This window comes from Azonexus sp. GW821-FHT04F04 (assembly GCF_059420025.1).
Genome location: NZ_JBWKSX010000006.1, coordinates 238843 through 265315, shown reverse-complemented (window position 1 = coordinate 265315; position 26473 = coordinate 238843). Strand labels below are relative to the sequence as shown.

General features: G+C 54.6%; 23 protein-coding genes. All 23 read left to right on the top strand.

Going from position 1 to position 26473, the window contains the following annotated elements; translation table 11 throughout:
• Positions 1–467 precede the first annotated feature (467 nt).
• The 23 genes from epsL to rfbB all read left to right on the top strand — a co-directional run bounded on the left by epsL (position 468) and on the right by rfbB (position 26473).
• The gene (gene epsL / locus AC07TV_RS13980) at positions 468–1676 is read left to right on the top strand and encodes an XrtB/PEP-CTERM-associated polysaccharide biosynthesis outer membrane protein EpsL (RefSeq protein ID WP_494648976.1); all 1209 of its coding nucleotides are present in this window, start codon (positions 468–470) and stop codon (positions 1674–1676) included.
• Between the two features lie 51 nt (positions 1677–1727).
• Positions 1728–2669: an EpsD family peptidyl-prolyl cis-trans isomerase gene (locus tag AC07TV_RS13975; protein WP_494648975.1), complete on the top strand. Its 942-nt coding sequence runs from the start codon at positions 1728–1730 to the stop codon at positions 2667–2669.
• Between the two features lie 18 nt (positions 2670–2687).
• Positions 2688–3497 carry a polysaccharide export protein EpsE gene (epsE, locus tag AC07TV_RS13970; protein WP_494648974.1) on the top strand — a complete coding sequence of 270 codons (810 nt, stop codon included), beginning with the start codon at positions 2688–2690 and terminating at the stop codon, positions 3495–3497.
• Positions 3498–3521: 24 nt separating this feature from the next.
• Entirely contained in the window at positions 3522–4970 is a 1449-nt protein-coding gene (gene epsF, locus AC07TV_RS13965) for a chain length determinant protein EpsF (protein ID WP_494648973.1), read from the top strand.
• A gap of 15 nt (positions 4971–4985) precedes the next feature.
• Complete coding sequence (gene epsG, locus AC07TV_RS13960) at positions 4986–5846, top strand: chain length determinant protein tyrosine kinase EpsG (protein WP_494648972.1); 861 nt, start codon at positions 4986–4988, stop codon at positions 5844–5846.
• A gap of 197 nt (positions 5847–6043) precedes the next feature.
• Positions 6044–6946, top strand: coding sequence for an exosortase B (gene xrtB, locus AC07TV_RS13955; protein ID WP_494648971.1), 903 nt, complete (start codon positions 6044–6046; stop codon positions 6944–6946).
• On the top strand, positions 6943–7620 hold the full coding sequence (gene epsI, locus AC07TV_RS13950; protein WP_494648970.1) for an exosortase-associated protein EpsI, B-type: 678 nt from the start codon (positions 6943–6945) through the stop codon (positions 7618–7620). The genes xrtB and epsI overlap by 4 nt, the downstream gene beginning before the upstream one ends.
• Before the next feature lie 29 nt (positions 7621–7649).
• Positions 7650–8441 carry a glycosyltransferase family 2 protein gene (locus AC07TV_RS13945; RefSeq protein ID WP_494648969.1) on the top strand — a complete coding sequence of 264 codons (792 nt, stop codon included), beginning with the start codon at positions 7650–7652 and terminating at the stop codon, positions 8439–8441.
• 30 nt (positions 8442–8471) lie between these two features.
• A complete protein-coding gene (locus AC07TV_RS13940; RefSeq protein WP_494648968.1) occupies positions 8472–9584 on the top strand; it encodes a DegT/DnrJ/EryC1/StrS family aminotransferase in 1113 nt (370 codons plus the stop codon).
• 17 nt (positions 9585–9601) lie between these two features.
• Positions 9602–10174, top strand: coding sequence for an acyltransferase (locus AC07TV_RS13935; protein WP_494648967.1), 573 nt, complete (start codon positions 9602–9604; stop codon positions 10172–10174).
• A gap of 116 nt (positions 10175–10290) precedes the next feature.
• Positions 10291–11457, top strand: a complete 1167-nt coding sequence (locus AC07TV_RS13930) for an acyltransferase family protein (protein WP_494648966.1) — start codon at positions 10291–10293, stop codon at positions 11455–11457.
• Positions 11457–12707, top strand: a complete 1251-nt coding sequence (locus AC07TV_RS13925; RefSeq protein ID WP_494648965.1) for a lipopolysaccharide biosynthesis protein — start codon at positions 11457–11459, stop codon at positions 12705–12707. Before AC07TV_RS13930 ends, AC07TV_RS13925 begins: the two co-directional genes overlap by 1 nt.
• Positions 12708–12726: 19 nt before the next feature.
• Positions 12727–14322, top strand: coding sequence for an O-antigen ligase family protein (locus AC07TV_RS13920; protein ID WP_494648964.1), 1596 nt, complete (start codon positions 12727–12729; stop codon positions 14320–14322).
• Entirely contained in the window at positions 14319–15365 is a 1047-nt protein-coding gene (locus AC07TV_RS13915; RefSeq protein ID WP_494648963.1) for a glycosyltransferase family 2 protein, read from the top strand. Before AC07TV_RS13920 ends, AC07TV_RS13915 begins: the two co-directional genes overlap by 4 nt.
• The gene (locus AC07TV_RS13910) at positions 15365–16390 is read left to right on the top strand and encodes a glycosyltransferase family 2 protein (RefSeq protein WP_494648983.1); all 1026 of its coding nucleotides are present in this window, start codon (positions 15365–15367) and stop codon (positions 16388–16390) included. The genes AC07TV_RS13915 and AC07TV_RS13910 overlap by 1 nt, the downstream gene beginning before the upstream one ends.
• Positions 16387–17271 carry a polysaccharide lyase family 20 protein gene (locus AC07TV_RS13905; protein WP_494648962.1) on the top strand — a complete coding sequence of 295 codons (885 nt, stop codon included), beginning with the start codon at positions 16387–16389 and terminating at the stop codon, positions 17269–17271. Before AC07TV_RS13910 ends, AC07TV_RS13905 begins: the two co-directional genes overlap by 4 nt.
• Before the next feature lie 132 nt (positions 17272–17403).
• The gene (locus AC07TV_RS13900) at positions 17404–18489 is read left to right on the top strand and encodes a glycosyltransferase family 4 protein (protein ID WP_494648961.1); all 1086 of its coding nucleotides are present in this window, start codon (positions 17404–17406) and stop codon (positions 18487–18489) included.
• Positions 18486–20462, top strand: a complete 1977-nt coding sequence (locus tag AC07TV_RS13895; RefSeq protein WP_494648960.1) for a heparinase II/III family protein — start codon at positions 18486–18488, stop codon at positions 20460–20462. Before AC07TV_RS13900 ends, AC07TV_RS13895 begins: the two co-directional genes overlap by 4 nt.
• A gap of 25 nt (positions 20463–20487) precedes the next feature.
• Positions 20488–21801: a nucleotide sugar dehydrogenase gene (locus AC07TV_RS13890; protein ID WP_494648959.1), complete on the top strand. Its 1314-nt coding sequence runs from the start codon at positions 20488–20490 to the stop codon at positions 21799–21801.
• Entirely contained in the window at positions 21785–22987 is a 1203-nt protein-coding gene (locus tag AC07TV_RS13885; protein WP_494648958.1) for a glycosyltransferase family 4 protein, read from the top strand. The genes AC07TV_RS13890 and AC07TV_RS13885 overlap by 17 nt, the downstream gene beginning before the upstream one ends.
• Before the next feature lie 24 nt (positions 22988–23011).
• Positions 23012–23923 carry a heparin lyase I family protein gene (locus AC07TV_RS13880; protein ID WP_494648957.1) on the top strand — a complete coding sequence of 304 codons (912 nt, stop codon included), beginning with the start codon at positions 23012–23014 and terminating at the stop codon, positions 23921–23923.
• Positions 23924–24241: 318 nt separating this feature from the next.
• Complete coding sequence (locus tag AC07TV_RS13875) at positions 24242–25297, top strand: GSU2403 family nucleotidyltransferase fold protein (RefSeq protein WP_494648956.1); 1056 nt, start codon at positions 24242–24244, stop codon at positions 25295–25297.
• 117 nt (positions 25298–25414) lie between these two features.
• The gene (gene rfbB, locus AC07TV_RS13870) at positions 25415–26473 is read left to right on the top strand and encodes a dTDP-glucose 4,6-dehydratase (protein WP_494648955.1); all 1059 of its coding nucleotides are present in this window, start codon (positions 25415–25417) and stop codon (positions 26471–26473) included.

Below are 26473 nucleotides of genomic sequence, written 5' to 3'. Positions count from 1 at the left end.
TCCTTCAAAATCCTTGCAGCGCAATAACCCCAAGAAAAATGCCCCTCGAAATCAACCGATTTTCAGAGGGGCTTGCCCGCAGGGCCGGTATCCCTGAATAAGGGGAAGGGGCGACGACTTACCCCGATCCTCTCCCACCGGCCAGGTGTCATTGGAATGCAACACGCGTCGGATATTGTTTCAGGGTTGGCTGCGTCAAAATGACGCAAGCGTTTCTTGGTTATGACGGCAAATTGTAAAGATAATCACGGATTAGTCTGAATGGGCTGTTGCGGGTGCCTGCGCGAGAAGTAGAATTCCGCCCGGTCTGTTCATGCATATTGAATGGTCTGTCAGCTTTGGTGGGGTCAAAACCCGTTCTTTCATTGGTGTTGTCGGCTATCCCGGCTAAAAATGCTGCAGTGCAATGTGGTAACATTTCAAGAATGATGTCATGCCGAAAAATCCTGATCGCATCTGCGGCCTCCGTGCTTGTTCATGCTCCCGCTGCGGTGGCGAACGAGGGCGATGTCGTCAATCTGAGTGCTGCTGTCACGATGATGCATGACAACAATATGTTCCGTCTGGCGCCCAACGCCAACCCGGCTAATTACGGTCTGGATGGGCGTTCCGACACCATTACCATGACCTCGCTGGGCCTCAATCTCAACAAGATGGTTGGCCGGCAGCAGCTGATTGGCAATATCAGTTTTGCCGACACCAGTTACAAGCGCAACAGCTACCTCGATTTCCTGGCCCTGAACTACGACGGCAAGTGGCTGTGGGCTGTCGGCACCCGCTGGACGGGCGAGTTTGCGCTGGATCGCGCCGAATCGCTCAACACTTATTCCGACTACACCACCAACAACTACCGGGCGCGTAACGTCCGCCTGATCGAGAATGAGCGCTTCACCGCCAACTACTGGTTTCACACCAGCTGGGCCGCCTTCCTCGGTGTATCGCGCAACAGCGTAACCAACGAGCAGGCTCTCCTGGCCGAAAGCGATTACGAAGCCAGTGGCTTCAACTACGGCGTCCGTTTTCGCCCTGTTTCCGGCAACACGGTGGCGCTGCGCATCAGGCAGCTCGACGGCCGCTACTCGAATCGCCCGTTCAATGCTGCCGCGCAGGCCGACAACGGTTTTTCGCACAACAGCATTGACCTCGAAGCCAGCTGGTTACTTACCGGCAAAACGCAACTGCGCAGCCGGCTCGAATACCTCGAACGCAAACACGACCATTTTGTCTCGCGCGACTACAGCGGTTGGGCCGGCAACCTGGATCTTGTCTATGCTGCGACCGGCAAGAGTAATTTGACCTTCGGCTACAAACATGGTCTGGAAAGTTTTCAGGGCAGCTATCGCGAAGCGCAGGCGCCTTTCAGACAAATCACCTCCAGCTATTACGAGCTCGACGAACTCAACCTTGGCGCCCGCTGGGCCGCTACCGACAAAATCTCCACCAGCGCCCGCCTGGGCTATGGCAAGCGCAGCTATCACGGTGAAATAGCGCCCCTGCCGGCCGGTGTCGAGTCGCGTCAAGACAAGACAACCCGGGCCGGCATTGATATCAGCTACCGACCCTTACGCTGGTTTGAAATAAAGGCCGGCATGAACTACGAGAAGCGCAACGTCAATGACGATCGCTACGACTACAAAGACCGCACCACTTTTGTCTCGCTCAGCGCCCAGTACTGACGTGACCAACGCCATTCAAGAATCCGCTGCAACCATTTTTAAGGTGAACCTGTGAACAAGCTCAAAACCATCTCTGCCATCGTTCTTTCCACCCTGGTGCTCGGCGCTTGCGGCGATCGTCCGCCCGAGAAAAAAGCCGCCAGCCAGGTTGCCGCAAAAGTCAATGACGGCGAGATCTCCGTTCATCAGATCAACTTCGTGCTCCAGCGCACCCCCAACATTCCGGCTGCCAAGGCCGAAGCTGCCAAGCGCCAGGTACTCGAAAGCCTGATCGACCAGGAACTGGCCGTGCAGCAGGCCATGGAAGCCAAGCTCGAGCGCACGCCGAATGTCATGCAGGCCATCGAAAGCGCCCGCCGTGAAATTCTCGCCCGCGCCTTCATCGAACAAAAGGTTTCCAAACAGGCCAAGCCGTCGGCTGACGAAGTCCGCAAGTTCTACAACGATCACCCTGAGCTGTTTGCCAACCGCAAGATCTACCGCATTGAAGAAGTCGCCTTTGCCGCTACTCCGGAAATCATCGCCGGCATCAAGGCGCAACTGGGCACCGGCAAGGCCTCCGTGGCGGAGGTTGTCGGCGGCCTCAAGGCCAAGGGTGTTGAAGTTACCGGTGGCGTCAGCGTCAAGGCGGCCGAGCAACTCGCCCTCGAACTGCTGCCGCGCCTGGCCCAGGCCAAGGATGGCCAGGTCCAGATGATCGAAAATCAGGGCCGAGTCGCCTTCATTACCGTACTGGCCAGCAAGTCCGAGCCGATGGATGAAATCAAGGCCCAGCCCTTCATCGAAAACTTTATCAACAACAAGCAAAAGTCCGAAGCCGCCCGCAGCACCATGAAGGAGCTGCGCGAAAAGGCCAAGATCGAATACGTTGGCGAATTCGTCGCACCGGCGCCGGCCGTCGCTGCTGCACCTGCACCAGCCGAAGCGCCGCAAAAGGCCGCGGCGAACCCCACCGAGGCGGCCGTCAACAAAGGCATTGCCGGTCTCAAGTAAAGCGGAAACCAAGCATCCATGAGCTACCTAAACAGACTTCTCCTCGGCATTCTCGTCACCTTTGGCCTGATCGCCGGCGCCCAGGCGCAGGGCAAGCAGGTTGACTACCGGCTGGGAGCTGGCGACGCGATCAAGATCAGCGTCTTCCAGAACCCGGACCTCACCGTCGAAACCCGCGTTGCCGAAAGCGGCTCGGTCACCTATCCGCTGATCGGTGCCGTGCAGCTTGGTGGGTTGTCGATTGCCGATGCCGAGCTGGCCATTGCCAACAAGCTGCGCGAAGGCGGCTTTGTGCAAAAGCCGCAGGTCAACATCCTGCTCATGCAGTTCAAGGGCAACCAGGTTTCCATCCTCGGCATGGTCAATCGCCCGGGCCGCTACCCCATCGAAACCGGCAACACCCGCCTGACCGACATGCTGGCCACGGCCGGTGGCGCCATCCCATCCGGCGGCGCCGATGTGATCATTGTTTCCGGCATGCGCGACGGCAAGGCTTACCGCCAGGAAATCGACATCCCCGCCATGTTCATCAGCGGCAACACCGATCTCGACATTCCCGTGGTGGGCGGCGACATCATCTACGTTCATCGCGCCCCGGTCTTCTACATCTACGGTGAAGTCCAGCGCGGCGGCTCCTATCGCCTGGAGCGCAACATGACCGTGCTGCAGGGCCTGGCCCAGAGCGCCGGAACGACCATTCGCGGCACCGAGCGCGGCCTGCGCATTCACCGTCGCGGTCCGGATGGCAAGGTGCAGATCATCTCCCCGGAAAAGTCCGACCTCATTCAAGCCGACGACGTTCTCTACGTCCAGGAAAGCTTCTTCTAAAAAGAAGATCACCGAAAGCCACGCATGACTTTTCAGCAATTTCTCCTCATCCTCTGGGCGCGCCGCAAGCTGGCGTTGTCGATTTTTGGCGTCACGGTACTGACCACGCTGGTCATCAGCCTGATCCTGCCCAAGGAATACACCGCGACAACCTCGCTGGTCATCGACGTCAAATCGCCTGACCCCATCGCCGGCATGATCATGCAGGGCATGATGGCGCCCGGCTACATGGCGACGCAGATGGACATTATCAACAGCGACCGCGTCGCCACCCGCGTCGTCAAGCTGCTTGGTTTCGAAAAGAGTGCCCAGGCTGTCGAGAACTGGAAGGAAGCCAGCGAAGGCAAGGGTACGCTGGAAAGCTATTACGCCGGAATCCTGCAACAGAAGCTCGACATCAAGCCCTCTCGCGAGAGCAATGTCATCAACGTCAATTTTTCGGGTGGTGACCCGGCATTTGCCGCGGCCGTTGCAAACGCCTTTGCTCAGGCCTACATCGACACCTCCATCGAAATGCGCGTCGAACCGGCTCGCCAATACAGCGCCTGGTTTGAAGAGCGCCAGAAGGGCCTGCGCGCCGCGCTGGAAAAAGCCCAGTCCCGCCTTTCTGCCTACCAGCAGGAAAAAGGCATCGTCGTTACCGACGATCGCATGATGGACAACGAAACAGCGCGCCTCAACGACCTGACCATGCAGCTTTCTGCCGCCCAGGCCCAGCGCGCCGACGCCTCCAGCCGGCAAAAGAGCGGCACCAGCGAACTCTCGCTTGAAGTGCTGCAGAATCCGCTGGTCCAGGGCCTCAAGGCCGAAATTGCCCGCGCCGAATCGCAGCTTTCGCAGATCAGCAGCAATTTTGGCAAGAACCACCCGCAAGTTCTGCAGCTTGAAGCCCAGATCGAAGAACAGCGCCAGCAATTGCGCCAGGAAATCGGTCGCATTTCCGGTGGTGCAGCCGTCGCCAACAAGTTCGGTGCCGTCAAACAGGATGAGCTCAAGAAGGCCATCGAAGAACAGAAAAAGCGCGTGTTGGACCTGCGCTCGCAGCGCGACGAACTCAGCGTGCTGGTCAACGACGTCGAAACTGCCCGCCGCGCCTACGAGGCGGTCGGTCAGCGCATGACGCAAACCAACCTCGAAGGCCAGTCTCAGCAGACCAATGTGCTGGTGCTCAGCCCGGCTACCGAGCCGACTCAGCACTCCAAGCCCAGGGTTTTCCTCAACGTGCTGGTTTCCATCTTCCTCGGCACCATGCTCGGTGTCGGTGCTGCACTGGTGCTTGAGCTCAGCCAGCGCCGCATCCGCTCGGCCGAAGACCTCACCCTGGCGCTCGACCTGCCTGTGCTGGCCGAACTCGATTCCGCGTTGCCCAAGGCAAAAAGAGGATTTCGATTTTGGGCAAAAAATCCGGTTGACCGTGGCAATCGCGAACCCGCTCTCAATACCGGCAATCAGCCGGCCGCAGCGAAGGCCTGATCAAAGATGAACGCAATGACCGAAAAACTCGACACCGGTGCCGGCCGCTCCATTGGCGCCATTCTCATCGACAACGGCCGCCTGACGCCGGAGGCCGCCGAGCGCATCCTCAAGCTGCAAAAAGAGCAGGGCCTGCGCTTTGGCGATGCCGCCATCCAGCTCGGCCTGCTCTCTGAAGCCGATATCCAGCAGGCGCTCTCCCGCCAGTACGACTACCCCTACCTGATGCCCGGTGACGAGCGCGTCAGCGAAGAAGTTGTCGCCGCCTTCAAGCCCTTCAGCCCCATCGTCGAACAACTGCGCGCCGTGCGCAGCCAGCTCATGCTGCGCTGGTTTGATGCAGAGATCGGCCACAAGACGCTGGCCGTCGTCAGCGCGGGTAGGGCAGAAGGCCGCAGCTTCACTGCCGCCAACCTCGCTGTCGTCTTCTCGCAACTCGGCGAACGCACGCTGCTGATCGACGCCGACCTGCGGAACCCGAGCCAGCACCAGCTGTTCCGCCTCGAAAACAAGCTCGGTCTTTCCAGCCTGCTGGCCGGCCGGGCCGAACTGGCCGAAGCCGTCACCCGCATTCCCGGCCTCATTGATCTTTCCGTTCTGCCGGCTGGCGCCACCCCGCCCAATCCGCAGGAACTGCTGGCCCGCCCTGTCTTCAATGCGCTGATGGCGACCGCTGCCGGCCAGTACGACATCGTTATCGTCGACACCCCGGCTGGCGCCGAAACCGCCGACAGCCAAACCGTTGCCGCACGCACCCGCGGCGCCGTTGTCGTCGCTCGCAAGGACCGGTCCTCGGCCCCCGCCCTGCAAGCCTTCGTCACCTCGCTGCAGCACAGCGGCGTTGCCGTCGTCGGTGCCGTGCTCAACAACGGGTAGACCAGCATGCTGTTCAGTGCCTTCTCGCTTTGCTCTTCAGATGCGCGTTTCCGCCATAGAAACAGACGCTCCTCCGTTTTGCGCAGCAAAAATGCCGGGGGTTATCCCCGGTTTTTGCGAGACGCACTGCCTATGACATTTCATTTTTTGGCAAAAATTCCGGTTGACCGTGGCATTCAGTCAGCAAAGGTTTGGCAATGAAATCCACAGTAGACAAAGCGTTGGCACTGACGGCGCAATCCAGCCCGGCGATCGCCGAATGGTTCCCCATTCTTATCGGCCTCATCGCGCTCTACGTGCCCACCTGGGTCGGTCTCTCCGGCACCATCTGGGCGACCGAAGCACAGGCGCACGGACCCATCATCCTGGCGGTTGCCCTCTGGTTCTTCTGGAAACAAGGCCCGAGCATCCACGAAATGCCCGCCGCGCCCTCAAAAGCCGGTTGGCTGCTCTTCATCCTTGGTCTGCTTCTCTACACCATCGGCCGCTCCCAAGACATCCTGCTCTTTGAAGTCGGCTCGCAAATCATCGTCATCTCCAGCCTGCTGCTCATCATGCGCGGCTGGGCTGCCCTGGGCGCTGCCTGGTTTCCGCTCTTCTTCCTGCTCTTCATGATCCCGTTGCCCGGTGCCTTCGTCGATGCACTTACGCTGCCCATGAAGATGGCCGTCTCCTACGTGGCCGAAAACGTCCTCTACTGGGTGGGCTACCCCATCTCGCGCACCGGCGTCATCCTGCAAATCGGCCAGTACAAACTGCTCGTTGCCGATGCCTGTGCCGGCCTGCAAACGCTATTCACCCTCGAAGCCCTCGGCCTGCTTTACCTCAACATCGTTCGCCACGACTCGTTCTTCAGAAACGTTGCGCTGGCCATCCTGATCATCCCCATCTCCTTCACCGCCAACGTCATCCGCGTCATGGTGCTGACGCTCATCACCTACCACTTCGGCGACGAAGCGGGGCAGGGCTTCCTGCACGGCTTTGCCGGCATGGTGCTGTTCATCACTGCGTTGCTGATCATCATGGGCGTTGATTCGCTGTTGCAACTTGGCGAAAAGCGCTGGCGTGGGCAGGCCGTCTTGAACAAGGCGCAATCATGAATTTTCCTATCCGCAACATCATCCTGCTCGTGCTCATGCTGGCCAGTGCTGGCCTCGCCATCGCCATGCGGCCAACGCACAAGATCGCTGAGCATGGGCCGAAGGTGGTTCTGGAAACCATGATTCCGCACGCCTTTGGCGAGTGGCAAGAAGAAAAACAATCAGGTGCCCAAATTGTCGATCCGCAAACCAAAGAAATGCTCGACAAGATTTACAGCCAAACGCTATCCCGCACTTATGTAAATGGCAGCGGCTATCGCATCATGCTATCCATTGCCTATGGCAATGACCAAAGCGACTCCATGCAGGTGCACAAGCCGGAAGTTTGCTATCCAGCGCAGGGCTTTACGCTGCAGAACAAGGAACTTGGCACCCTTGACGTTGGAATTGGCCAGATTCCGGTAACACGCATTCTCACCACCTTGGGGCAACGTCGCGAGCCGGTCACATACTGGATAACCGTCGGAAATCGAGTAACTCAAACTGGAATCCAGAAAAAAATAATTGAGATGAGTTACGGACTAAATGGGCAGATACCGGACGGAATGCTTTTTAGGGTTTCTTCCATAGATAATGAATCGAATAGTGCATTTAATTTGCAAGCCGAATTTGTGAAGTCGTTACTCAGTTCCGTAGATTCAAATATTCGAGAGCGCCTAACTGGCTTTCAATGATCTCTATGATTATTGAAAATAATATATCCATGAAAAAATTAATTAAAGAATCAATTATCAGAATAAAAGAGCCATTTCGGTCGTTGTCTGATCTTGGCTGGCTGGCTCGGTCAAATTTCCGATCAGACAGGGCGTCAGAAGATTATCAATCCGTGTTTGAAAAACATAAACCGCTCGTGACGGTTTGTATAGCTACCTATAATCGCGGTGAATTACTTGTCGAGCGATCATTAAAGTCAATAATTAATCAGGACTATAACAATTTACAAATTGTCGTCGTAGGCGACTGCTGTACTGACGACACTGTCGAGCGCATGTCAAAGATCAACGACAAGCGTGTCGAATTCGTCAATTTGCCGGAGCGGGGCAGTTACCCGGAAGAGCCAAGGTTGCGCTGGATGGTCGCTGGTACTGCGGCCGTCAATCACGCCTTATCGATGGCTCGCGGTGATTTCATCACTCATTTGGATGATGACGACGAGCAACCTCACGACAGAATCAGCAAGTTGGTTGCATTCGCCCAAGACAAACGAGCCGACATTATTTGGCATCCGTTCAGATACGAAAAAGTACCAGACGATTGGCACATCAACAGTGCCCCCAAATTCGCGGTGAATCAGGTTACGACTTCATCTATTTTTTACCACCGCTGGTTCAGATCGATCCCTTGGGATATTCGTGCCTGGCGCTATAACGAGCCCGGCGACTGGAACAGGCTCCGAAAATTCCGTTACCTGGGAGTTCGTGCAGAACGTCATCCGGATGTGTTGCTTAGCCACTATCGGGAGCGAAACCAGAAGAATAAATCGGGTAGCAACTGAATTTCACCAGTCGATTTTTGGACAAAAAGAATGAAAAATATTTTCGTCACACAACCATATCTGCCGCCGCTCGAAGAATTTGTTCCATATCTGGAACAAATTTGGGAGAGCAAATGGCTTACCAATGGTGGGCCATATCATCAGCAACTTGAAGACGAATTAGCCAAATATCTGGGTGTTAAGCATCTTGCCCTATTTTCAAATGGGACTATTGCACTCGTTACCGCACTGCAAGCACTGCGCATAACTGGAGAAGTTATCACCACGCCGTATTCCTTCGTGGCAACCGCCCATTCACTCCTGTGGAATGGCATCAAGCCCGTATTTGTCGATATCGACCCAATTTCGCTGAATCTCGACCCCAAAAAAATCGAAGCAGCAATCACGCCGCAGACCACGGCAATCATGCCGGTGCATGTTTACGGCAATCCTTGTGATGTCGAAGCCATTCAGAAAATTGCCGATACTTACGGGCTCAAAGTGATCTACGACGCGGCCCATGCCTTTGGGGTCGAATGCAATGGCGGTAGCGTGCTGCAATACGGTGATCTTTCCGTTCTCAGCTTCCATGCCACAAAAGTATTCAATACGTTTGAAGGTGGCGCGATCATCTGTCCTGACGCAAAGACCAAACAGCGTATCGACTACCTGAAGAATTTTGGCTTTGCCGATGAATTGACAGTTGTCGCCCCCGGTATCAACGGCAAGATGAACGAGATTCAGGCGGCTTTCGGCTTGCTGCAGCTCAAGCACATGGGCGAAGTGATCAGTCGCCGCGAGGAAATCGATATGCGCTACCGCGAGGCGCTGAGCGGCGTGAAAGGCATTTCCATCGCCCAGACCAACTGCGCCGAGCGCATGAACTATTCCTATTTTCCAATTTTTGTTGAACAGGATTTTCCGCTGCGCCGAGATGAACTCTATGACCACCTAAAGGCAAACGACGTTTTTGCCCGCCGCTATTTTTACCCGTTGATCAGTGAGTTTTCCATGTATCGCAGCCTACCCTCTGCCGGGCGGGAAAACCTCTCGGTTGCCCACCATGTCGCCAACCGGGTGCTGTGCCTGCCGATATACCCGGATCTCCCGCTCGATGCGGTTGACCGCGTGTGCGAGCTGATTCGTAGCGCCCAAAAATCCTAGAGATACGGAAAATACACATGTCGTTTTACTCTGAAGATGAATTACGCGAGCTTGGCTTTGCCTACTGCGGTCAGGGCGTAAAGATTTCACGCAAGGCATCGCTCTACAACACCAAACGAATCAGCGTGGGAGATTTCTCCCGCATAGATGATTTTTGTGTTCTGTCGGCCGGCGAGGGCGGGATCGAGATTGGCAGACACGTCCACATTGCTGTCTTTGCGCTCCTGATTGGGCAAGGGAAAATTACCCTTGGAGATTTCGTTGGTATTTCATCGAGAGCTGCCGTTTACTCAAGTAACGATGACTACAGCGGGGCGTTCATGACCAATCCCACTGTTCCTTCCGAATACACCAATGTTACCGCCGCGCCAGTCACAATTGGCCGCCATGCGCTCATCGGTAGTGGGACTGTTGTGTTGCCCGGTCTTGATATTGCAGAGGGGGTTGCCATTGGGGCGCTCTCTCTGATTACGCGAGATTGCGAGTCATTTGGTGTTTACGTTGGCGCACCGGCGCGTAAGGTTAAGGAGCGCCAGCGGAATCTTCTCGATCTGGAGCAGGCTTTTCTTAAGTCGATTTCCAGTGATTAAGCCGGTAATTAGAAATCGTGGCCAGAAGCACAACTGAAGCTGAACTCGTCAGCTCATCTTCAACGGCAATTGGTCTGAAGATGGATGTGCCGTGTCGCAAAAGGAACGAGTAGAAAGTGGTTAAAGAATATGAGTTCATTAATTTATTTCGAGCCATAGCCGCATTTTGGGTTCTCGCCGCGCATTGCATGATCTGGGGTAATTGGTATGGCATTCCACTCCCCCCCCCCAAGATGGCGGTTGATTTATTTATGATGATATCGGGCTATCTAATGGCGGCCAATGCGTTTGCCAGAAACAGTTTCGAACCTTTGACTTCCACAAGAAATTGGTTTCGGTTCTGGCTAAGGCGATTTTTTCGCCTTGCCCCTGCTTACTATCTTTCCCTCGCAATCGCTATTGTGACAAGTAGCTATTTTCTGGGTGGGTATCAGGAGTTGCAGAAACTGAATCCAGCTAAATGGCCAAGCGGAGGTATTTATGACCCAGTTAAAATTGAATACTCGCTTGAGAACGTAATACTCCATCTTAGCTTCTTGTTTGGCTTGTTTCCGTCCTTTTCATTCTCCACATTTCTGCCGGACTGGAGTTTGAGTCTTGAGATGCAGTTTTATTTTGTCTTTCCGGCTTTATGGATTTTAATGAGTAAATTTGGTTTTATAAGAACTGCTCTGTTTATTGGATTGGCAGCAATTATTATTGGATTTGGCCTCTCCGAATTTGTTCATTATTCTGAGCCGTCGTTTATTTTACTTAAATTGCAGTACTTCATTGCTGGCATTCTGATTTTTCGCACACTGAGTCATAGTTATAACGATCGTATCCGCCTCGCATTGGGGGCCTGTGCCGTATTTCTTGTATCGCTAGATTATCGGTACGGGAGCCAGCTTGTTGTTCTTCCTCTTCTGGCGTTGTCCATGATTATTCTTGGTTGGTGTGAGGCTGAAAATAGAATGCCGCTGTGGATTAGGCCTCTTCTCAATAGCCGGCTTACCCGATTCGCCTCGGATACTTCGTACGGTGTTTATTTGTTTCACGGCTTTTTTATTTCCGCTTCAGGCCTGATTCTTTCGTCTCAACCTGAACTACTAGCGCTACCGGCTTACCTGCGTGTTGCTCTCATGTTCCTGTTCGTTTCCACATGTGCCTACATGACCGCATATGCTGTCTTTCGTTGGGTGGAACTTCCCGGCATTAGCTTTGGCAAGTCGGTGATTCAAAGAACGCTACCGACAAAGACAAAACAAGCCTCCAGTGCCCTTGCTGTACCCGAGAGAACGTGATGAGTGACCTTCGTCGCATCGTTCACATGAGCATCGCTCGAGGCTATGGCGTGGTGCTTTCACTGGCGACGCTTTTCATTTCAGCACGCTTGCTCGGTCCGGAAGGCCGTGGTGCATTTGCCGCCGCGATGGCTTGGGCTGCGCTGTTTGCGACACTCGCTAATCTGAGCCTTGGGCAAGCTCTTCAGCACAGACTTCAGTCTGCGCTGGTTAAGCCAACGCTTGCGGAACAGATTGGTACGCTCGGTGGATTAGCTTTAGTGGTGTCCGCTATCGCGATCGGGTCTGCTGGAGGTTTGTTTTTCCTGACTTCTGGCGAGTTGTTCAAAGGACTTAGCCCGTTCATTCTGGCTCTGGCGTTCGCGGCGGTGCCGTTGCTGGTTTGGGAGCAGTATGCATCGAACATTCTGGCGGCCGCAGCGCGTACCGACATTCTGAATCGCTCCCAATACTGGGGGCGTAGCATCGGGTTAGGCATTTTCCTGGTTTTCCTGCTGGTGATGGGCTGGGGTGTCCCTGGTGCACTTGGTTCCCAGTTTCTGGGGCAGTTGCTAGTAGCGCTTTTGACTGTAGTGCCGCTTTGGCGTTTGGCCGGGCGTAGCATCGCCTGGGCGTCACGCGAAGTCTGGCCGGTTATTCGTTCGGGAGGAATGATTCACCTGACGACGGTTAGCGCCTTTCTGCTTGATCAGGTAAGTATTCTGTTGATCAATAACTATCTGGGGACGCAGGATGTTGGCTTTTACCAGCTTGCGCAGCAGATGGTGGGCTTGCTCCTGATTGTCCCGCAAAGTGCGCTGATGGTGATCTATGGCGGGTTGGCCAAAGCCACGCCTGACGCCTTCTGGCCGCAGCAGCGGCGGCTGGCGATGAGGGTGCTTGGCGGCATGCTGGTTGCCGGGGTGCTTGCCTATTTCGTTGCGCCCTGGTTGGTGGGCATTGTGGCTGGCGAGGCATTCGCGCCAAGCGCGGCAATGTTTCGCGAGCTACTTCCTTCATTGCTTGGTTTTAGCCTGGCGCTGCTCATGACCCCGCAGTGGATTGGGCGTGGTTTCTTTCGCTTGAACATGCTGCTTACGGTAGCAACGAGCGCTGTCGTGGTGATTGCCAGTTTTTGGGCAATCCCGCGTTTCGGCGTTGACGGCGCAATTCAGGTCCGGCTTGCGGTGTTCGCAATATGGGTGCCTTTTATGCAGGGTATGTTCTGGCTTTGGTGCAACCGGACGGCCAGGATCGGCAATGCGACATGAGCTATCGAGGGTTAAGGTAATGGGTTCGCAGGGGTATTTTTCCAATTATTTGCATGGTCGCTTCGTGCCACCCAGCGGGGTATGGCGCATCGTGCAGGTCGGCCTCCTGTGGGTTGGTGTGCTTTTCCTTTGCGTCATCGTTGGTGCGTTTGCTGCGGTAATGCCGGCAGGTACGGTAGCTCGTTTGGGCGCATTCCCCATCCTGTTTGCTGCCCTGTTGCTGCTTTGGGCGATGCCCAAACGTAAAGAGTCGCCCGATGCATTGCTTAACGGATTGCTGTTGATTTTGCTGGCGCTAATCAATCTTTGGCCGCAATACGTTTTTTATCGTTTTGGAGGCCTTCCGGCGATAAACCCAACCAAACTTGCCTGGCTTTCTTTTCTTCTGGTTTCATTTTTTTGCGTTATCTCTTGTCGCCAACCAGTGGAGCGTCTGTTCAAAAGATGCGCTGCTCACCCCGTGCTTATTGGGTCGGTCTGTTTTTTGATGTTCTGGCGAATTGTGAGTTCTCTCGCCGGTGTCGAACCGATAGTCCAAACCTGGCAACTCGGGAGTGAAATTATCACTTTTTATGTGATCTTTTTTATGGCTCTGGCCGTGCTTCGAGATGAGAAGGACGTATTTAGACTGCTTGCCGTTCTCGTTGTGGTTGCTGCGCTCCAGGCCACTCTTGCCTCGTATGAATCCGTCGTAAAGCACACGCTCTTTGACAAGTTCATATCTGCCAGCCAGGACGACGCAGCTACCTTGCAAAGTGTGTTGATTGAAAAATTCCGTGGTGGGCATTACCGGGCCCAGGGCACTTTCGAACATCCGATGGTGCTTGCCGAGTTCCTGGCGATGATGGTGCCACTGGCGGTCGCAGTGTTTTTGCGAAGCAAGGCGTTTTTCCTGCGATGCATCGCGGCCGGTTTCGTGCCGTTGGCAGTAGCCATGATCGTGGCGTCGCGCAGTCGTTCGGGCATTGCTGTGTTGCTGGCTGCGGTACTGTTGGTCGGCCTGCTGTTGATGCTTCCCCGCAAACGTTTATCCGGGAAAAGTGACTCGTCGTCGGTATTGCTGATTATCGCTTTCCTGCTACCCGTGCTGGTGGCAGTTGCCTATTTTATTGGGGCCGAGGTGCTCTCCCTCGTCGCAGGAAGAAATCAGAGCGAGGCGAACAGTACGATGACCCGCGTATTGATGTTTCAGAAGGGTATTCCTCTGTTGTTGGATAGTCCGCTTGTCGGATATGGCAATGGGTTGGGGGCGATCAAGCTCGGGTTTTTCGATGGTGTGAGGTACAACATCGATAGCTATTTTCTCAGTACGGCCCTGGATGCTGGTGTTCCCGGACTTTTGGCATTGGTGACGGTGTTTGGCGGTTCGATATTGCTTGGGCTTCGGAGTTATACGCAGCGGGAAGATGCGGTCGGCAGCTCGGCCGGCCTGATTGCGGTATCTATCGTGATGTTGTTGGGTGTCAAGAGCGTGCTTTCGATCACCTCGGGTTTTACGCTGGGTTACGTTTTGATTGCGGCACTTATTGTGTTGCGTGAAACACCCCATGAGGTTGGCGTCACAAAAGGCAAGCTTTTTGGGCAGCGGCTTTCCCACCATGGGAGTGTGCTGTGAACGGCGCGTGCCAGAGAGCAGATGCGCCCAGAGTCTGGATTGTGCTGGTCAATTGGAATGGCTGGCGCGACACCATTGAATGCCTTGAAAGCGTGTTTCGGTTGGACTATCCGAATTTTCGTGTGATTGTTTGCGATAACGCTTCATCAGATGGATCTCTTGAGCACATCCAGCGCTGGGCGAATGGTTGTGTTCCATATGAGTCGCCACCGAACGCTCTTTCTCATCTGAGTTGGCCGCCATTGAGCAAGCCGGTTCAGTTCGATCTGGTCAGCGATGCCAAAAACATCGATCGTCCCGAGAGTGAGGCCCCATTGCTCCTGGTTGATACCGGTGGAAATCTTGGTTTTGCCGGGGGCAACAATGTGGGAATCCGCCTCGCGCTTGGAGACCCGGCTTGCTCATTCGTTTGGCTGCTCAATAACGATACGGTGGTCGAAACGAACTGTCTGGCGGAGATGGTTGGTACCGCAAGCCGGGATCCTTCTATTGGCGTAACCGGCTCAGTTAACTGTTTTTATTCCCGGCCTGAAGTTGTTCAGGCTCTTGGCGGAGGATGGTTTAGCTGGCGACGCGTTCGCGCGGGCTTGCATGCGCACAATTTCCGGCGCGCTGAGTTGACTCCAGCCTGTATTCGAGAAGCGGAATTGAAACTCGACTGGGTCAGTGGCGCTTCGATGCTTGTTTCGCGCAGTTTTATTGAGCGTGTCGGGGCGATGGAGGAGCGATATTTTCTTTATTACGAGGAAATTGATTGGGCCTTGCGTTCACGGGGGGTCTTTGTCAATGCCTTGGCTCTTTCCGCTGTGCTGTATCACAAGGCAGGTAGTTCAACTGGAGAAGGCAATGAATCTGCATTTTCCATCTACACGATGTATCGCTCGCGTTTCAAACTTTACAGAAAACTCGTTCCTCATTGGCTTTGGGCTTGTTATTTGCGTTCGTTGAAAGAACTGGTGTTCGCGTTGTTGAAGGTGCGGCTTGTGCGAGCAAAGTCGATATTCCGTGCTTGCCGGGATGATTTGGCATCAACCCCTTCGTGATGGCTCCTGAAACAATGAAAAACCATGCGCCGAGACTTTCGATTGTTGTGAAGGCTTTGAACGAGGAACGCCTGATTGATGCCTGTCTTCGTTCAGCGGTTTCGGAGGCTGAGCGATTCAATGGAGAGGTGATTCTCGTTGATTCGCTGTCAACTGATCGCACGCTACAGATAGCGTCGGGTTATCCGATTCGCATTGTTCAGTTTGAATCCGTTTCCGATCGTGGTTGTGGAGCGGCCATGCAACTCGGCTATCAGTTCGCCGAGGGCGATTTTGTCTACTTGCTTGATGGTGACATGGCGCTATGTCCTGGTTTTATCGAGCATGCGTTGCGTTATTTGGAGCAATTTCCTGATGTGGCTGGCGTTGGCGGGCGCCTCGTTGACCAGCAGGTCAATACGGCAGCAGATAGGCGCCGGGTCGCACAGTACGATTCTCTTCAGCACGAACAGGATGTCCAGGACCTGGGCGGCGGTGGCTTGTATCGGCGGAGTGCGATCGAAGCCGTGGGCTATTTGGCGCACCGCTGGTTGCCCGCCTGTGAGGAGTCAGAGCTTGGCGCGCGGCTTGTTTCGGCTGGCTGGCGGCTCGTCCGCTTGCCATGTGCGTCCGTAACGCATACGGGGCATAAGGAAACAACTTGGCAGATGCTTAGGCGGCTTTGGCGCAATCGCCGTATGCATGCCTACGGAATGTTCTTGCGTTCTTCGTCTGGCAAGCCATGGCAGTGGCGTGCCGCCAGGGTCGCTCGACATGTTTTCGTTGCGCCTGCGCTGTATCTGTTATCGATTCTGGCTGCAGTTGTTTTGAGTGGATTTGGTGTTCCTGTCGGCGAGAGCTTGCTTGGGTGCGGCTTGGTTATCTGGCTTGGTGTTCTGGCGCTGATGGCTCTCAAAAAGAAGGATATCGTCGAGGCGGTTTATTCGATCATTGCGTGGCATTTTTATACGGTTGCGGCGTTGATCGGGTTTTTTTCACCGATCGGCGATCCGTTGGCGCCCATATCTTCGAGGGTGATCCAATGACCACAGTTGTTTTCAGCGATACCGGGTCAATGCGCTTGGTTGGGTGGCGTCGTGCTCAATCGTTTCGCTCGATGGCGGTCGTTGTGTTTTTCCAGATCTTGTCGCTCTGTCATGTTGAGGCGATGGCGGGCGATATGAAAATACTCCCGATTGGGGGTGTCGTTCGAGAAGAGACATTGAGGGCTGAGTATCTTCTCCAGACTGGTAATCCAGCAAATTTGCGCTTTGTCGCCGATCCTGAAAATGCAACAAAGAGGGTTCTCGAGCTAACGCTGCGCGCCAGTGATCCTGAGGCGGCGACCAGCCATCGCACCGAAATTCTCGGGCGCAAGGACGGGATTGGAAATCAGGAGGCGGTGCGCTGGTACGGGTTCGCTTTTTTTGTTCCAGCGGATTGGAAATCGGACGAGTCTCCGACAGTGGTGGCACAGCTTCATGGCAATGATTTGTTACGCCTTGCCCCTCCATTGAGTCTCCAGATCCAGGAGGGGCGGATGTTTCTGATGCTCCAGCACAACATTAATCGGGTGACTTCGGCTACACCGCCGGTAACAGGGAATTCAGTCCGGCTTTATCCATGGCGCGGGCCCCTGGTTACTGGGCGCTGGTATCGCCTGATAGTGCGCACCATCTGGTCGGCAACGCCAGGCGTTGGTGAGCTGGATGTTTGGTTGGATGGCAGCTTGCTGGTAACCCAGCGGCGTATTCCAAACACGTACGATACTTCTGATGTCGTTGGTGGCCGGAATTATGCAAAGACGGGTATCTATGCTCCGTACGGATTCAAGAGCAAAGATGAGGCGAGAATTTTGACTCGTGGAATCGTAATTGGCGGGCCTGACGCGACTTATGCGGAAATCAACGATGCGTTGGAGAAATAGCTTGTCCTCGGATTGCTTTCGGCTGCGCGTTCTCGGTTTGAGGGATCCGCTCAAGCCAAATGGTACGGATCAAGACTCAAGGGCGAAATTGATGTCCTCGCCAATTAACAACGAAATCCACTAGCAACAAATATGAACAACGAAAATCGCAAATTGATCGTAATGCTGGGCACGCGCTTCGACACGATGGGTGGTATTTCTTCCGTTGTGAACGTTTATCGCGCAGCCGGCTTGTTCGATCGCTGGCCGATTCGTTACATCGCGACGCACTGCGATGGCGGGGCATCTGCAAAACTGGCCATCATGTGCCGAGCTTTGGGGGCGTTTCTTGGGCTCCTGCTTGTGTCGCGTATCCAGCTTGTTCACATTCATGTCTCCTCGCGGGCGAGCTTCTGGCGGAAGAGTCTCTTTGCCATCCCTGCCATGCTGGTCAGGGTTCCTGTGGTGCTACACCTGCATGGTTCAGAATTCGCCACATTCTATGAAAAGGAATGCGGACCTCTACGAAAATGGATCGTGCGTACGGTTTTCAATCACGCTGCGCGAGTCATTGTTCTTTCATCGAGCTGGAAAGCCTGGGTTGAAGGGATCAGCAATAATCGCGCGATCCTCTGCGTCTATAACCCGGTGGTCGTGCCGGAAGAATCAGCCCAATTGAATGCGGATGCGCCGAAGAGCCTTCTCTTCCTCGGGCGCCTCGGCAAGCGGAAAGGGACATACGATCTGCTTGATGCATTTGCTATGGCACGTCCTAAACTTGGCCGGTGCTTGCTGCAACTTGGCGGTGACGGCGACATCGAGCAGATCAGGCAACTCGCTTCAAGGCAGAATCTGATGGATGACGTTGAATTGCTCGGATGGGTTGGCGGAGAGCGTAAGCATCAGCTCCTGATGCATGCCACTGTGTATGTTTTGCCCTCGTACAACGAGGGGCTACCGATGAGTATTCTGGAAGCGATGTCGTTTGGACTTCCTATTGTCAGCACTACGATTGGCGGCATTCCTGAAGCGGTCACCGATGGCAAGGAGGGTTTCCTGATTGAGCCTGGTGATAGGTCAGCTTTGGCAGACAGGCTTGGACGACTGATATGCGATCCCGAACTCGCCCGATCAATGGGGGCTGCTGCGCGCAGAAAGGTGGAGTCGACTTTTTCAGCCGATGTCCTTCTTCCTCAGGTCGAGCGCATCTGGGTTGATCTGGGGGGCTGTTCGCGATGAGTTCGCTTGCCTGGAAATTCAATCGGCTCAAGCTGATGAGCCCGGCCGAGATTGCTTGGCGAGTTAGCAAGCATGGCCAGAAGCTGGCCGCGAAGCACGGCATTGGTACTGCTTCGCGGCCGCCTGCTGCGTCGTCGGAAGCATTTGGCAAACCGTTTATCCATTTGTCACCAGGTGCCGATGATGCTGCTGCGCTGCTGGCTGAAGCGAATCGGATTCTCGACGGGCGCTGGCGCGTGTTTGCCATGCATGAGGCTACTTTGGGTTTTCCGCCGGAATGGAACCGCGATCCGAAGACGGGAACGCTGGCACCGCTCATGCCGGGCAAGTCAATCGACTATCGCAGCGAGCAAATCGTTGGCGACATCAAGTATCTCTGGGAGCCGTCACGCCATCTGGAACTCGTGACGCTGGCACTTGCCTTTCGCGTTTCTGGCGATGACAAGTACCTGGCGGCCTGTCGAGTATTGCTTGATTCGTGGTTTGAACAGTGTCCGTATCCGCTCGGCGTGCATTGGACGAGTTCGTTGGAGTTGGCGGTCCGGCTGGTGAATTGGGCTTTTGCATGGCATTTGATAGGGGGCGAGAAATCGGTTCTCTTTGCTGATGCAGATGGAGCAGCATTTCGGGAGCGCTGGCTGGCCAATGTGTATCAGCACTGTCATTTCATCACCGGTTATTTTTCACGCCATTCGTCAGCGAACAATCATTTGTTCGGCGAGTACATGGGCCTTTTTGTTGCCTCCCTTAGCTGGCCGTGCTGGCCTCAGAGCGCCCGCTGGGCTGCGCTAGCGAAGGCCGGACTCGAACAGGAGGCGCTGCGCCAAAATTTTGCCGACGGGGTAAACAAGGAACAGGCGGTCTATTACCAACACGAGGTAATGGACATGATGTTGCTGTGTCATCTGGTCGGCCGCGCTAACGATGTCTCTTTTTCAGCGGGATATCTGGATCGCCTTGAGTGCCTGGGTGAGTTTGTCGCCGCGCTGATGGATTGTTCGGGAAATATCCCGATGATCGGCGACTCTGACGATGCACAGATGGTTCGATTTGGCTATGGCGAAGACAGGAATCCGTATCGCTCGTTGCTGGCGAGTTGCGCGATTTTGTTTTCGCGCGCGGATTTCAAGCAGAAGGCTGGTGCTCTGGATGACAAGAATCGATGGCTTTTTGGCCACGATGGTCTTGCGGCTTGGGCGTCGTTGCCGGCGGTGTCGGAAACTTTGCCGCGCAAGGCGTTTCCGGAGGGCGGGTATTGGGTTCTGGGGGCTGACTTTGACTCGCCTGACGAGGTAAAGGCTGTCGTGGACGCCGGGCCGTTGGGTTATCTGTCAATCGCTGCACATGGTCACGCCGATGCGCTGGCGATGACCTTGTCGGTGGGGGGGGTGGCTTTTCTGGTTGATCCCGGTACGTATGCATATCACACCCAAAAACGGTGGCGCGACTATTTTCGTGGCACTTCGGCTCATAACACGGTACGCGTCGATGGCGAGGATCAGTCGGTCATTGGCGGCAATTTCATGTGGTTGCAGAAGGCGAATGCTTGCTGCGAGGCTTGGGAAACAACCTCGACAAGGGATTTCTTCGTCGGGTCGCACGACGGGTATTTGCGCCTGCCAGATGGCGTTTTGCATCGCCGTTCGATTGAGTTCGACAAGGTTCGGCGACAGTTGAGGGTGGTTGATTTCTTGAAATGCTCGGGGAAACACGAGATCGAGTTGTTCTGGCATTTCAGCGACGATTGCTCCGTCGAGTTTTCCGGCGATCGTATTTCGGCTACGAAGTATGGAAGAAATATTTTTTTGGCATTCTTCGGGACGGCATGCGAAGCGACTTTGCACCGGGGAGATGAGGGGTTGCCGCTAGGCTGGATTTCGCACCACTTCGATACAAAGACACCAACGACGACGCTGCGCCGGCGGACCACCATTGCTGACAGCGCAGAATTTGTCACAGAGATTTCATATTGAATTGCACTCAGGGAGTTTGAAAATCATGCGTATCAGCATTTTTGGTATGGGTTATGTAGGTGCCGTTTCGGCAGGTTGCTTGGCGAATGACGGTCACGAGGTGATCGGTGTCGATCCGAACCAGACAAAAGTCGAGCTAATCAACAAGGGGCTGACACCAATTATCGAGAAGGATATCGGCGAGATGGTTGCGCGTTGCGTGCAGGAGAACCGACTGCGCGCCACAACGAATGTGCATGAGGCCGTTTTCGGTTCCGACATTTCGCTGATCTGCGTGGGCACGCCTTCGCAGTTGAACGGCAATCTCGATCTTTCCTACGTGCGCCGAGTGTGTGAGGAAATCGGCGCCGCGATCAAGGAAAAGGCAGGTTTCCACGTTGTCGTTGCGCGCTCGACCATGTTGCCTGGCTCAATGCGTAGCGTCGTTATCCCCGCGTTGGAAGAGTATTCCGGCAAGACAGCAGGTAAGGATTTTGGCGTTTGTAATAACCCGGAGTTCCTGCGTGAAGGAACGGCCGTTTATGACTACTACAACCCGCCAAAAACGGTGATCGGCGAAACCGATGTGCAGGCGGGTGATGTGCTTGTCAAGCTCTACGAAAAAATGGATGCACCGATGGTGCGCACTGACGTAGAAACAGCCGAAATGGTCAAGTACACCGACAATAACTGGCACGCAGTCAAGGTGGCTTTTGCCAACGAAATCGGCAACCTTTCAAAGGCGCTGGGGGTTGATGGCCACAAGGTGATGGAGATTTTCTGCAAGGACACCAAGCTCAATCTTTCGCCTTACTACATGAAACCTGGCTTTGCTTTTGGCGGGTCATGTCTGCCCAAGGACGTGCGCGCACTTGCCTACAAGGGGCGTAGCCTCGATCTGGAACTGCCTCTGCTGAACTCGCTGATACCCAGTAATCAGCGTCAGGTGCAAAAAGGTCTTGAGATGGTTACGGCCTATGGCAAGAAGCGCGTCGGGATTCTTGGCTTCGCTTTCAAGGCAGGTACGGACGATCTGCGGGAGTCACCGCTGGTTGATGTTATCGAGTCGCTGATCGGCAAAGGCTATGAAATGAAGCTGTTTGACCGCAACGTGAATCTGGCGGCGCTGACCGGTGCGAACCGGGATTACATCCTCAACCATATTCCCCATATTTCGAAGTTGATGGTGGATAGCATGGAAGAGGTGCTGAGCTTTGCTGAAGTGATCGTTATTGGCAACGGCGCGCAGGAGTTCCGCCATGTTCTGGAACTACTCAAGCCGGGCCAGGTCGTTGTCGACCTCGTGCGCATTTCGCCAAACAAGAGTGAACCGGGGCGTTACGATGGCATCTGCTGGTAAGCCAAGGCGCGTTCTGGTCATTGTCGAAAACCTGCCATCCCCGTTTGATCGACGGGTTTGGCAGGAGTCGACGACATTGCGTGATGCCGGTTACGAAGTATCGATCATCTGCCCTACAGGTAAGGGGTATGAGAAGAAGTTTGAGATCGTCGACGGGATACACATTTATCGACATAACCTGCCCCTCGAGGCCGAGGGGGCGAAAGGCTACGCGCTGGAGTATTCGGCGGCCTTGTTTTGGGAATTTGCGCTTGCCTGGAAGGTGTTTTTCAAGCGTGGTTTTGATGTTATTCACGCCTGCAATCCGCCAGACCTCATCTTTCTGGTGGGGGGCTTCTTCAAACTGTTCTTGGGCAAGAAGTTCATCTTCGATCACCACGACATCAACCCGGAACTCTACGAGGCGAAGTTTGGGCACCGGGATTTTTTCTACAAGCTGATGGTGTTGTTTGAGCGCCTTACGTTCAAAACGGCAACGGTGTCGATTGCAACGAATGAGTCCTACAAATGCATTGCGATTGAGCGCGGCGGCATGGACCCGAAGCGCGTTTTTGTCGTGCGTAGCGGACCGAAACTGGATCGTTTGAAGATTGTTCCGCCGGTCGAGTCTCTCAAGTGCGGACGAAAGTACTTGGTTGGCTATGTCGGCGTGATGGGCAAACAGGAAGGTATTGACTATCTGCTCAGGGCAGCGGCACACATCGTGCAGAAGATGGGGCGCACGGATGTCCATTTTGGCCTGGTTGGGGGTGGCACGTCTCTGGCCGAGATGGAGGCCTACGCCAACGAACTCGGCATCGCAGAATACGTCACCTTTACTGGGCGCGTGCCGGATCAACTGTTACTTGACATGCTCAATACGTCCGACGTGTGCGTCAACCCGGATGTCGCCAACGATATGAACGACAAGTCGACCATGAACAAAATCATGGAATACATGGCGCTTGGCAAGCCTATTGTTCAGTTCGATTTGGCCGAAGGACGCTTCTCCGCGCAAGACGCCTCGTTGTATGCAAAAAACAATGACGAGGTGGATATGGCTGAAAGGATTATCGAACTATTGGATGATCCTGATCGTAGGCAGCGCATGGGCGAATTCGGCCGTAATCGCGTGATCAACGAACTGGAGTGGAAGTACGAAGTGCCAAAGCTCCTGGCAGCGTATGACTTGGCGTTTGAAAACTGAGCACCATCCTCAAAGGAGAATGTCGTGGCAAAACTACATCACGGAATAATCGTATCGATGTTTCTTGTGGCAGCGAGCCATCAGGTCTTCGCTGCTCCAACATTTCAAGGTGATTGGGAGTCCGGTACGGTGATCGGGAACGGAAGCTCTAATTGGCTTTCTCTTCAGTCTGTCGCCCCCGACCGAATTACGCTGATCAATGACGGTGTTCGTGCAGGAACCTATGCTCGTGTCGAGGTTCGCCCCGGGGACAATCCCCTGGCTTGCTGCTACGACACGGATCGCGCCGAAGTGTCTGGAATGCAAGACACGAATGGAGCCCAGATTTTCGAGAATCTTGGGAGTGGTACGCAACGCTATTCATTTAGCGTGAAGTTCGATGCTGGTTGGCAGAACATTGTTGACCATGGCTATGGCGCTTGGGGCATATTCCTGCAACTTCATGGGGCCGATGGCATGCCACCTGCACTTTCGTTTAGCGCTACCGATCAGATTCGCTTCAATATGCTTGCGGGTGATCTCACTAAGCCAACCACGATCGGTACTAGCTCCCCTTTGGGTACGTTGAATTCCGGTCAGTGGATTGACTTCATTCTTACCGCCAAATTTGCTGCGGATGACACGGGTTTCGTAAACATTTTGCGTAGGGATGAGGGACAAGCTTCTTTTCAGGAGGTTTTGAATCTCACAAATACACCGACGCTGCAATTTGATTCTAGTGTCAATGCTGGGGCGGTTAGCGACCACTACTGGAAGACCGGGTTGTACCGGAATCGCCAGGATTTCACCAGTGTTCTTTATCTCGATGGCATGACTCGTGAGGCTGTCGCTGCAGTGCCTGAGCCGGGGGAATATGCCTTGATGCTTTCCGGACTGGCGGTGGTTGGTATCGTTACGCGTCGGAGGCGAGATAAGAGCTCGCTATTGCGTATCTGAGAGTTGGCAGCCACCGCGGAGGATGACTTCGTTCGTTAGAAGAGGCCTGTAGGGGCTTGCCACGGTCAACCGGAAATTTGGGCTGATTTTGAAGTGGCGTATTCATGATGTTCTGCGCGGAGAATAGCTTGTTTATTCTCCGCATTTTTTGCGGTTAATGGTTTGCCTTGACGGGAGTGGGCGTAGTGCCAGCTACGCACCCTTTGGGGCAGCCTCTTTTGCCTTCAAATGTGATTGCCCCGAGAGGGGATTTATTCGTCATTCAATGTGTCGTTGTAGTACACTTGTCTTTGTGTACTACAACTTGCTGAGCTGATCATGGAATTGCAAAGCGCTGTTACTCAGACTCTCTATTCGCAATTGTTCGAAGAGGCGATGGCGTATGGCGTTTTGATCTTTGAGAATGGGGTCGTTGGCAGCCCTTACATCAATACGGCAAGAGGGAAGCGCTACGTCTATTGGCAGATCAAGTTGCCCGATGGTCGCTTCAAGCGAAAGTCGATTGGTGTTGAGAGTGACGCGACGACGGCACTGATCAGCAGTTTGCTTGAGCGTAAAAAAACGGCTGAGGATGCCATTGCCGGGCTGCGGGCAACGACTCGTGCCTTTGTGGGTAGTGGCGGGATGTCTGTGGAACCGGCGCATTTCAAGGTGCTGGAATGGCTGGCTCGTTGTGGTCTGTTTTCGAAGGGCGTGGTGGTGGTTGGCTCGCACGCTTTTGCCGGTATCGGCAATTCGCTGGGGGTTCGTTGGGGCAGCGGCCTCAAGACAACTGACATGGATTCTGCGCGGCTGACCGGAATTAGCCTGGCAATCCCGGATTCAGGGGAGACCATCTGCGTTCCTGAGGTCATGAAAGAGCTCGATGCTTCGTTTTTTGAGGTTCCCAGGCTCAATCTCAAACACCCGTCGACTTCCATGATGAGCCGGAAGACGAAGGTGAAGATCGATTTTTTGACGACTAAAAAGACATTGGACGACGATACGCCGCATTACTTTCCTGACCTTGCGATTGCCGCCGAGCCACTGAAATTCATGGATTACCTGATTGGCGGTCAACTGTCGCAAGGTCTGCTGGTTGGTTCTTACGCGATCCCGGTCACTTTGCCCGACCCGGCTCGCTTTGCGCTGCACAAGCTGGTGGTCGCGCAGGAGCGGTCAGCGTCTTTTCAGACGAAGGTCCAAAAGGATATTGCCCAGGCTTCCGAGGTGGTTGAAGCATTGGTTGTAACAGGGCGAACGGATGATCTTGATTTGGCACTCACGGCCCTGCTTGCCTTGCCTTACGGTTCTCCGAAAGCAAGTTTGCAAGAATCGGCCGGGCGAATGCATGGGGTGGCAAAGCAAACTGTGCTGGAGATGCTTGCTGGCTAGTCTGCAAATGGCAATAAACGGGGTTCAGGGAAAGTGGGTGTTTACCTTAGAAGCCCGAGGCTGAAACCAAGGTCGCGGTAAAATGCCGTATGAATTTATATTTTTGATGGAGCAGTCATGATTTTAGTTACCGGTGCAGCAGGTTTTATCGGCAGTAATTTCGTATTGGACTGGCTGGCCCAGTCCGATGAGCCGGTCATCAACCTCGATGACCTGACCTACGCTGGCAACCTTGAAAACCTCGCTTCGCTCGATGGCGATGCGCGGCATATTTTCGTCAAGGGCAGCATCGGCGACTTTGATCTTGTCGCCAAACTGCTGGCCGAGCACCAGCCGCGGGCGGTGGTCAATTTTGCTGCCGAATCGCACGTCGACCGCAGCATTCATGGCCCGGAAGACTTCATCCAGACCAATATCGTTGGCACCTTCCGTCTGCTGGAGGCGGTGCGGGCTTTCCACGGTCAACTGGAAAAAACGGCCAAAAATGAATTCCGTTTTCTCCATGTGTCGACCGACGAAGTTTACGGTTCGCTGGCCAAGGACGAGCCGGCCTTTACCGAAACCCACCAGTACGAGCCGAACAGCCCGTACTCGGCGAGCAAGGCAGCGAGCGACCATCTGGTGCGCGCCTACCACCACACCTACGGCCTGCCGGTGCTGACCACCAACTGTTCCAACAACTACGGTCCCTACCACTTCCCGGAAAAGCTCATCCCGCTCGTCATTCACAATGCGTTGGCCGGCAAGCCGCTACCCATCTACGGCGACGGCCAGCAGATTCGTGACTGGCTCTACGTCAAGGATCACTGCAGCGCCATCCGCCGCGTGCTTGAAGCCGGCAAGGTCGGCGAGACCTACAACGTCGGCGGCTGGAATGAAAAGCCGAATCTGGATGTCGTCCATACGCTGTGCGCCATCCTCGACGAACTCAGCCCGCGGGCTGACGGCAAGCCGTACAAGGAGCAGATTACCTACGTCACCGACCGCCCCGGCCATGATCGTCGCTATGCGATTGATGCGACCAAGATCGAACGCGAACTGGGCTGGAAGCCGGCTGAAACCTTCGAGACCGGCATCAAGAAGACGGTGCAGTGGTATCTCGATAACCAGGCCTGGGTGGCCAATGTGACCAGCGGCGCTTACCAGAACTGGGTTGGCAAGCAGTACAGCGCCTGA

What these genes read in the sequence shown, in the direction of transcription:
- epsE (WP_494648974.1), top strand. Translation starts at nt 2,688, where the DNA reads ATGAGCTACCTAAACAGACTTCTCCTCGGCATTCTCGTCACCTTTGGC.
- epsF (WP_494648973.1), top strand. Translation starts at nt 3,522, where the DNA reads ATGACTTTTCAGCAATTTCTCCTCATCCTCTGGGCGCGCCGCAAGCTG.
- epsG (WP_494648972.1), top strand. Translation starts at nt 4,986, where the DNA reads ATGACCGAAAAACTCGACACCGGTGCCGGCCGCTCCATTGGCGCCATT.
- xrtB (WP_494648971.1), top strand. Translation starts at nt 6,044, where the DNA reads ATGAAATCCACAGTAGACAAAGCGTTGGCACTGACGGCGCAATCCAGC.
- epsI (WP_494648970.1), top strand. Translation starts at nt 6,943, where the DNA reads ATGAATTTTCCTATCCGCAACATCATCCTGCTCGTGCTCATGCTGGCC.
- AC07TV_RS13945 (WP_494648969.1), top strand. Translation starts at nt 7,650, where the DNA reads ATGAAAAAATTAATTAAAGAATCAATTATCAGAATAAAAGAGCCATTT.
- AC07TV_RS13940 (WP_494648968.1), top strand. Translation starts at nt 8,472, where the DNA reads ATGAAAAATATTTTCGTCACACAACCATATCTGCCGCCGCTCGAAGAA.
- AC07TV_RS13935 (WP_494648967.1), top strand. Translation starts at nt 9,602, where the DNA reads ATGTCGTTTTACTCTGAAGATGAATTACGCGAGCTTGGCTTTGCCTAC.
- AC07TV_RS13925 (WP_494648965.1), top strand. Translation starts at nt 11,457, where the DNA reads ATGAGTGACCTTCGTCGCATCGTTCACATGAGCATCGCTCGAGGCTAT.
- AC07TV_RS13920 (WP_494648964.1), top strand. Translation starts at nt 12,727, where the DNA reads ATGGGTTCGCAGGGGTATTTTTCCAATTATTTGCATGGTCGCTTCGTG.
- AC07TV_RS13910 (WP_494648983.1), top strand. Translation starts at nt 15,365, where the DNA reads ATGGCTCCTGAAACAATGAAAAACCATGCGCCGAGACTTTCGATTGTT.
- AC07TV_RS13905 (WP_494648962.1), top strand. Translation starts at nt 16,387, where the DNA reads ATGACCACAGTTGTTTTCAGCGATACCGGGTCAATGCGCTTGGTTGGG.
- AC07TV_RS13900 (WP_494648961.1), top strand. Translation starts at nt 17,404, where the DNA reads ATGAACAACGAAAATCGCAAATTGATCGTAATGCTGGGCACGCGCTTC.
- AC07TV_RS13895 (WP_494648960.1), top strand. Translation starts at nt 18,486, where the DNA reads ATGAGTTCGCTTGCCTGGAAATTCAATCGGCTCAAGCTGATGAGCCCG.
- AC07TV_RS13890 (WP_494648959.1), top strand. Translation starts at nt 20,488, where the DNA reads ATGCGTATCAGCATTTTTGGTATGGGTTATGTAGGTGCCGTTTCGGCA.
- AC07TV_RS13885 (WP_494648958.1), top strand. Translation starts at nt 21,785, where the DNA reads ATGGCATCTGCTGGTAAGCCAAGGCGCGTTCTGGTCATTGTCGAAAAC.
- AC07TV_RS13875 (WP_494648956.1), top strand. Translation starts at nt 24,242, where the DNA reads ATGGAATTGCAAAGCGCTGTTACTCAGACTCTCTATTCGCAATTGTTC.
- rfbB (WP_494648955.1), top strand. Translation starts at nt 25,415, where the DNA reads ATGATTTTAGTTACCGGTGCAGCAGGTTTTATCGGCAGTAATTTCGTA.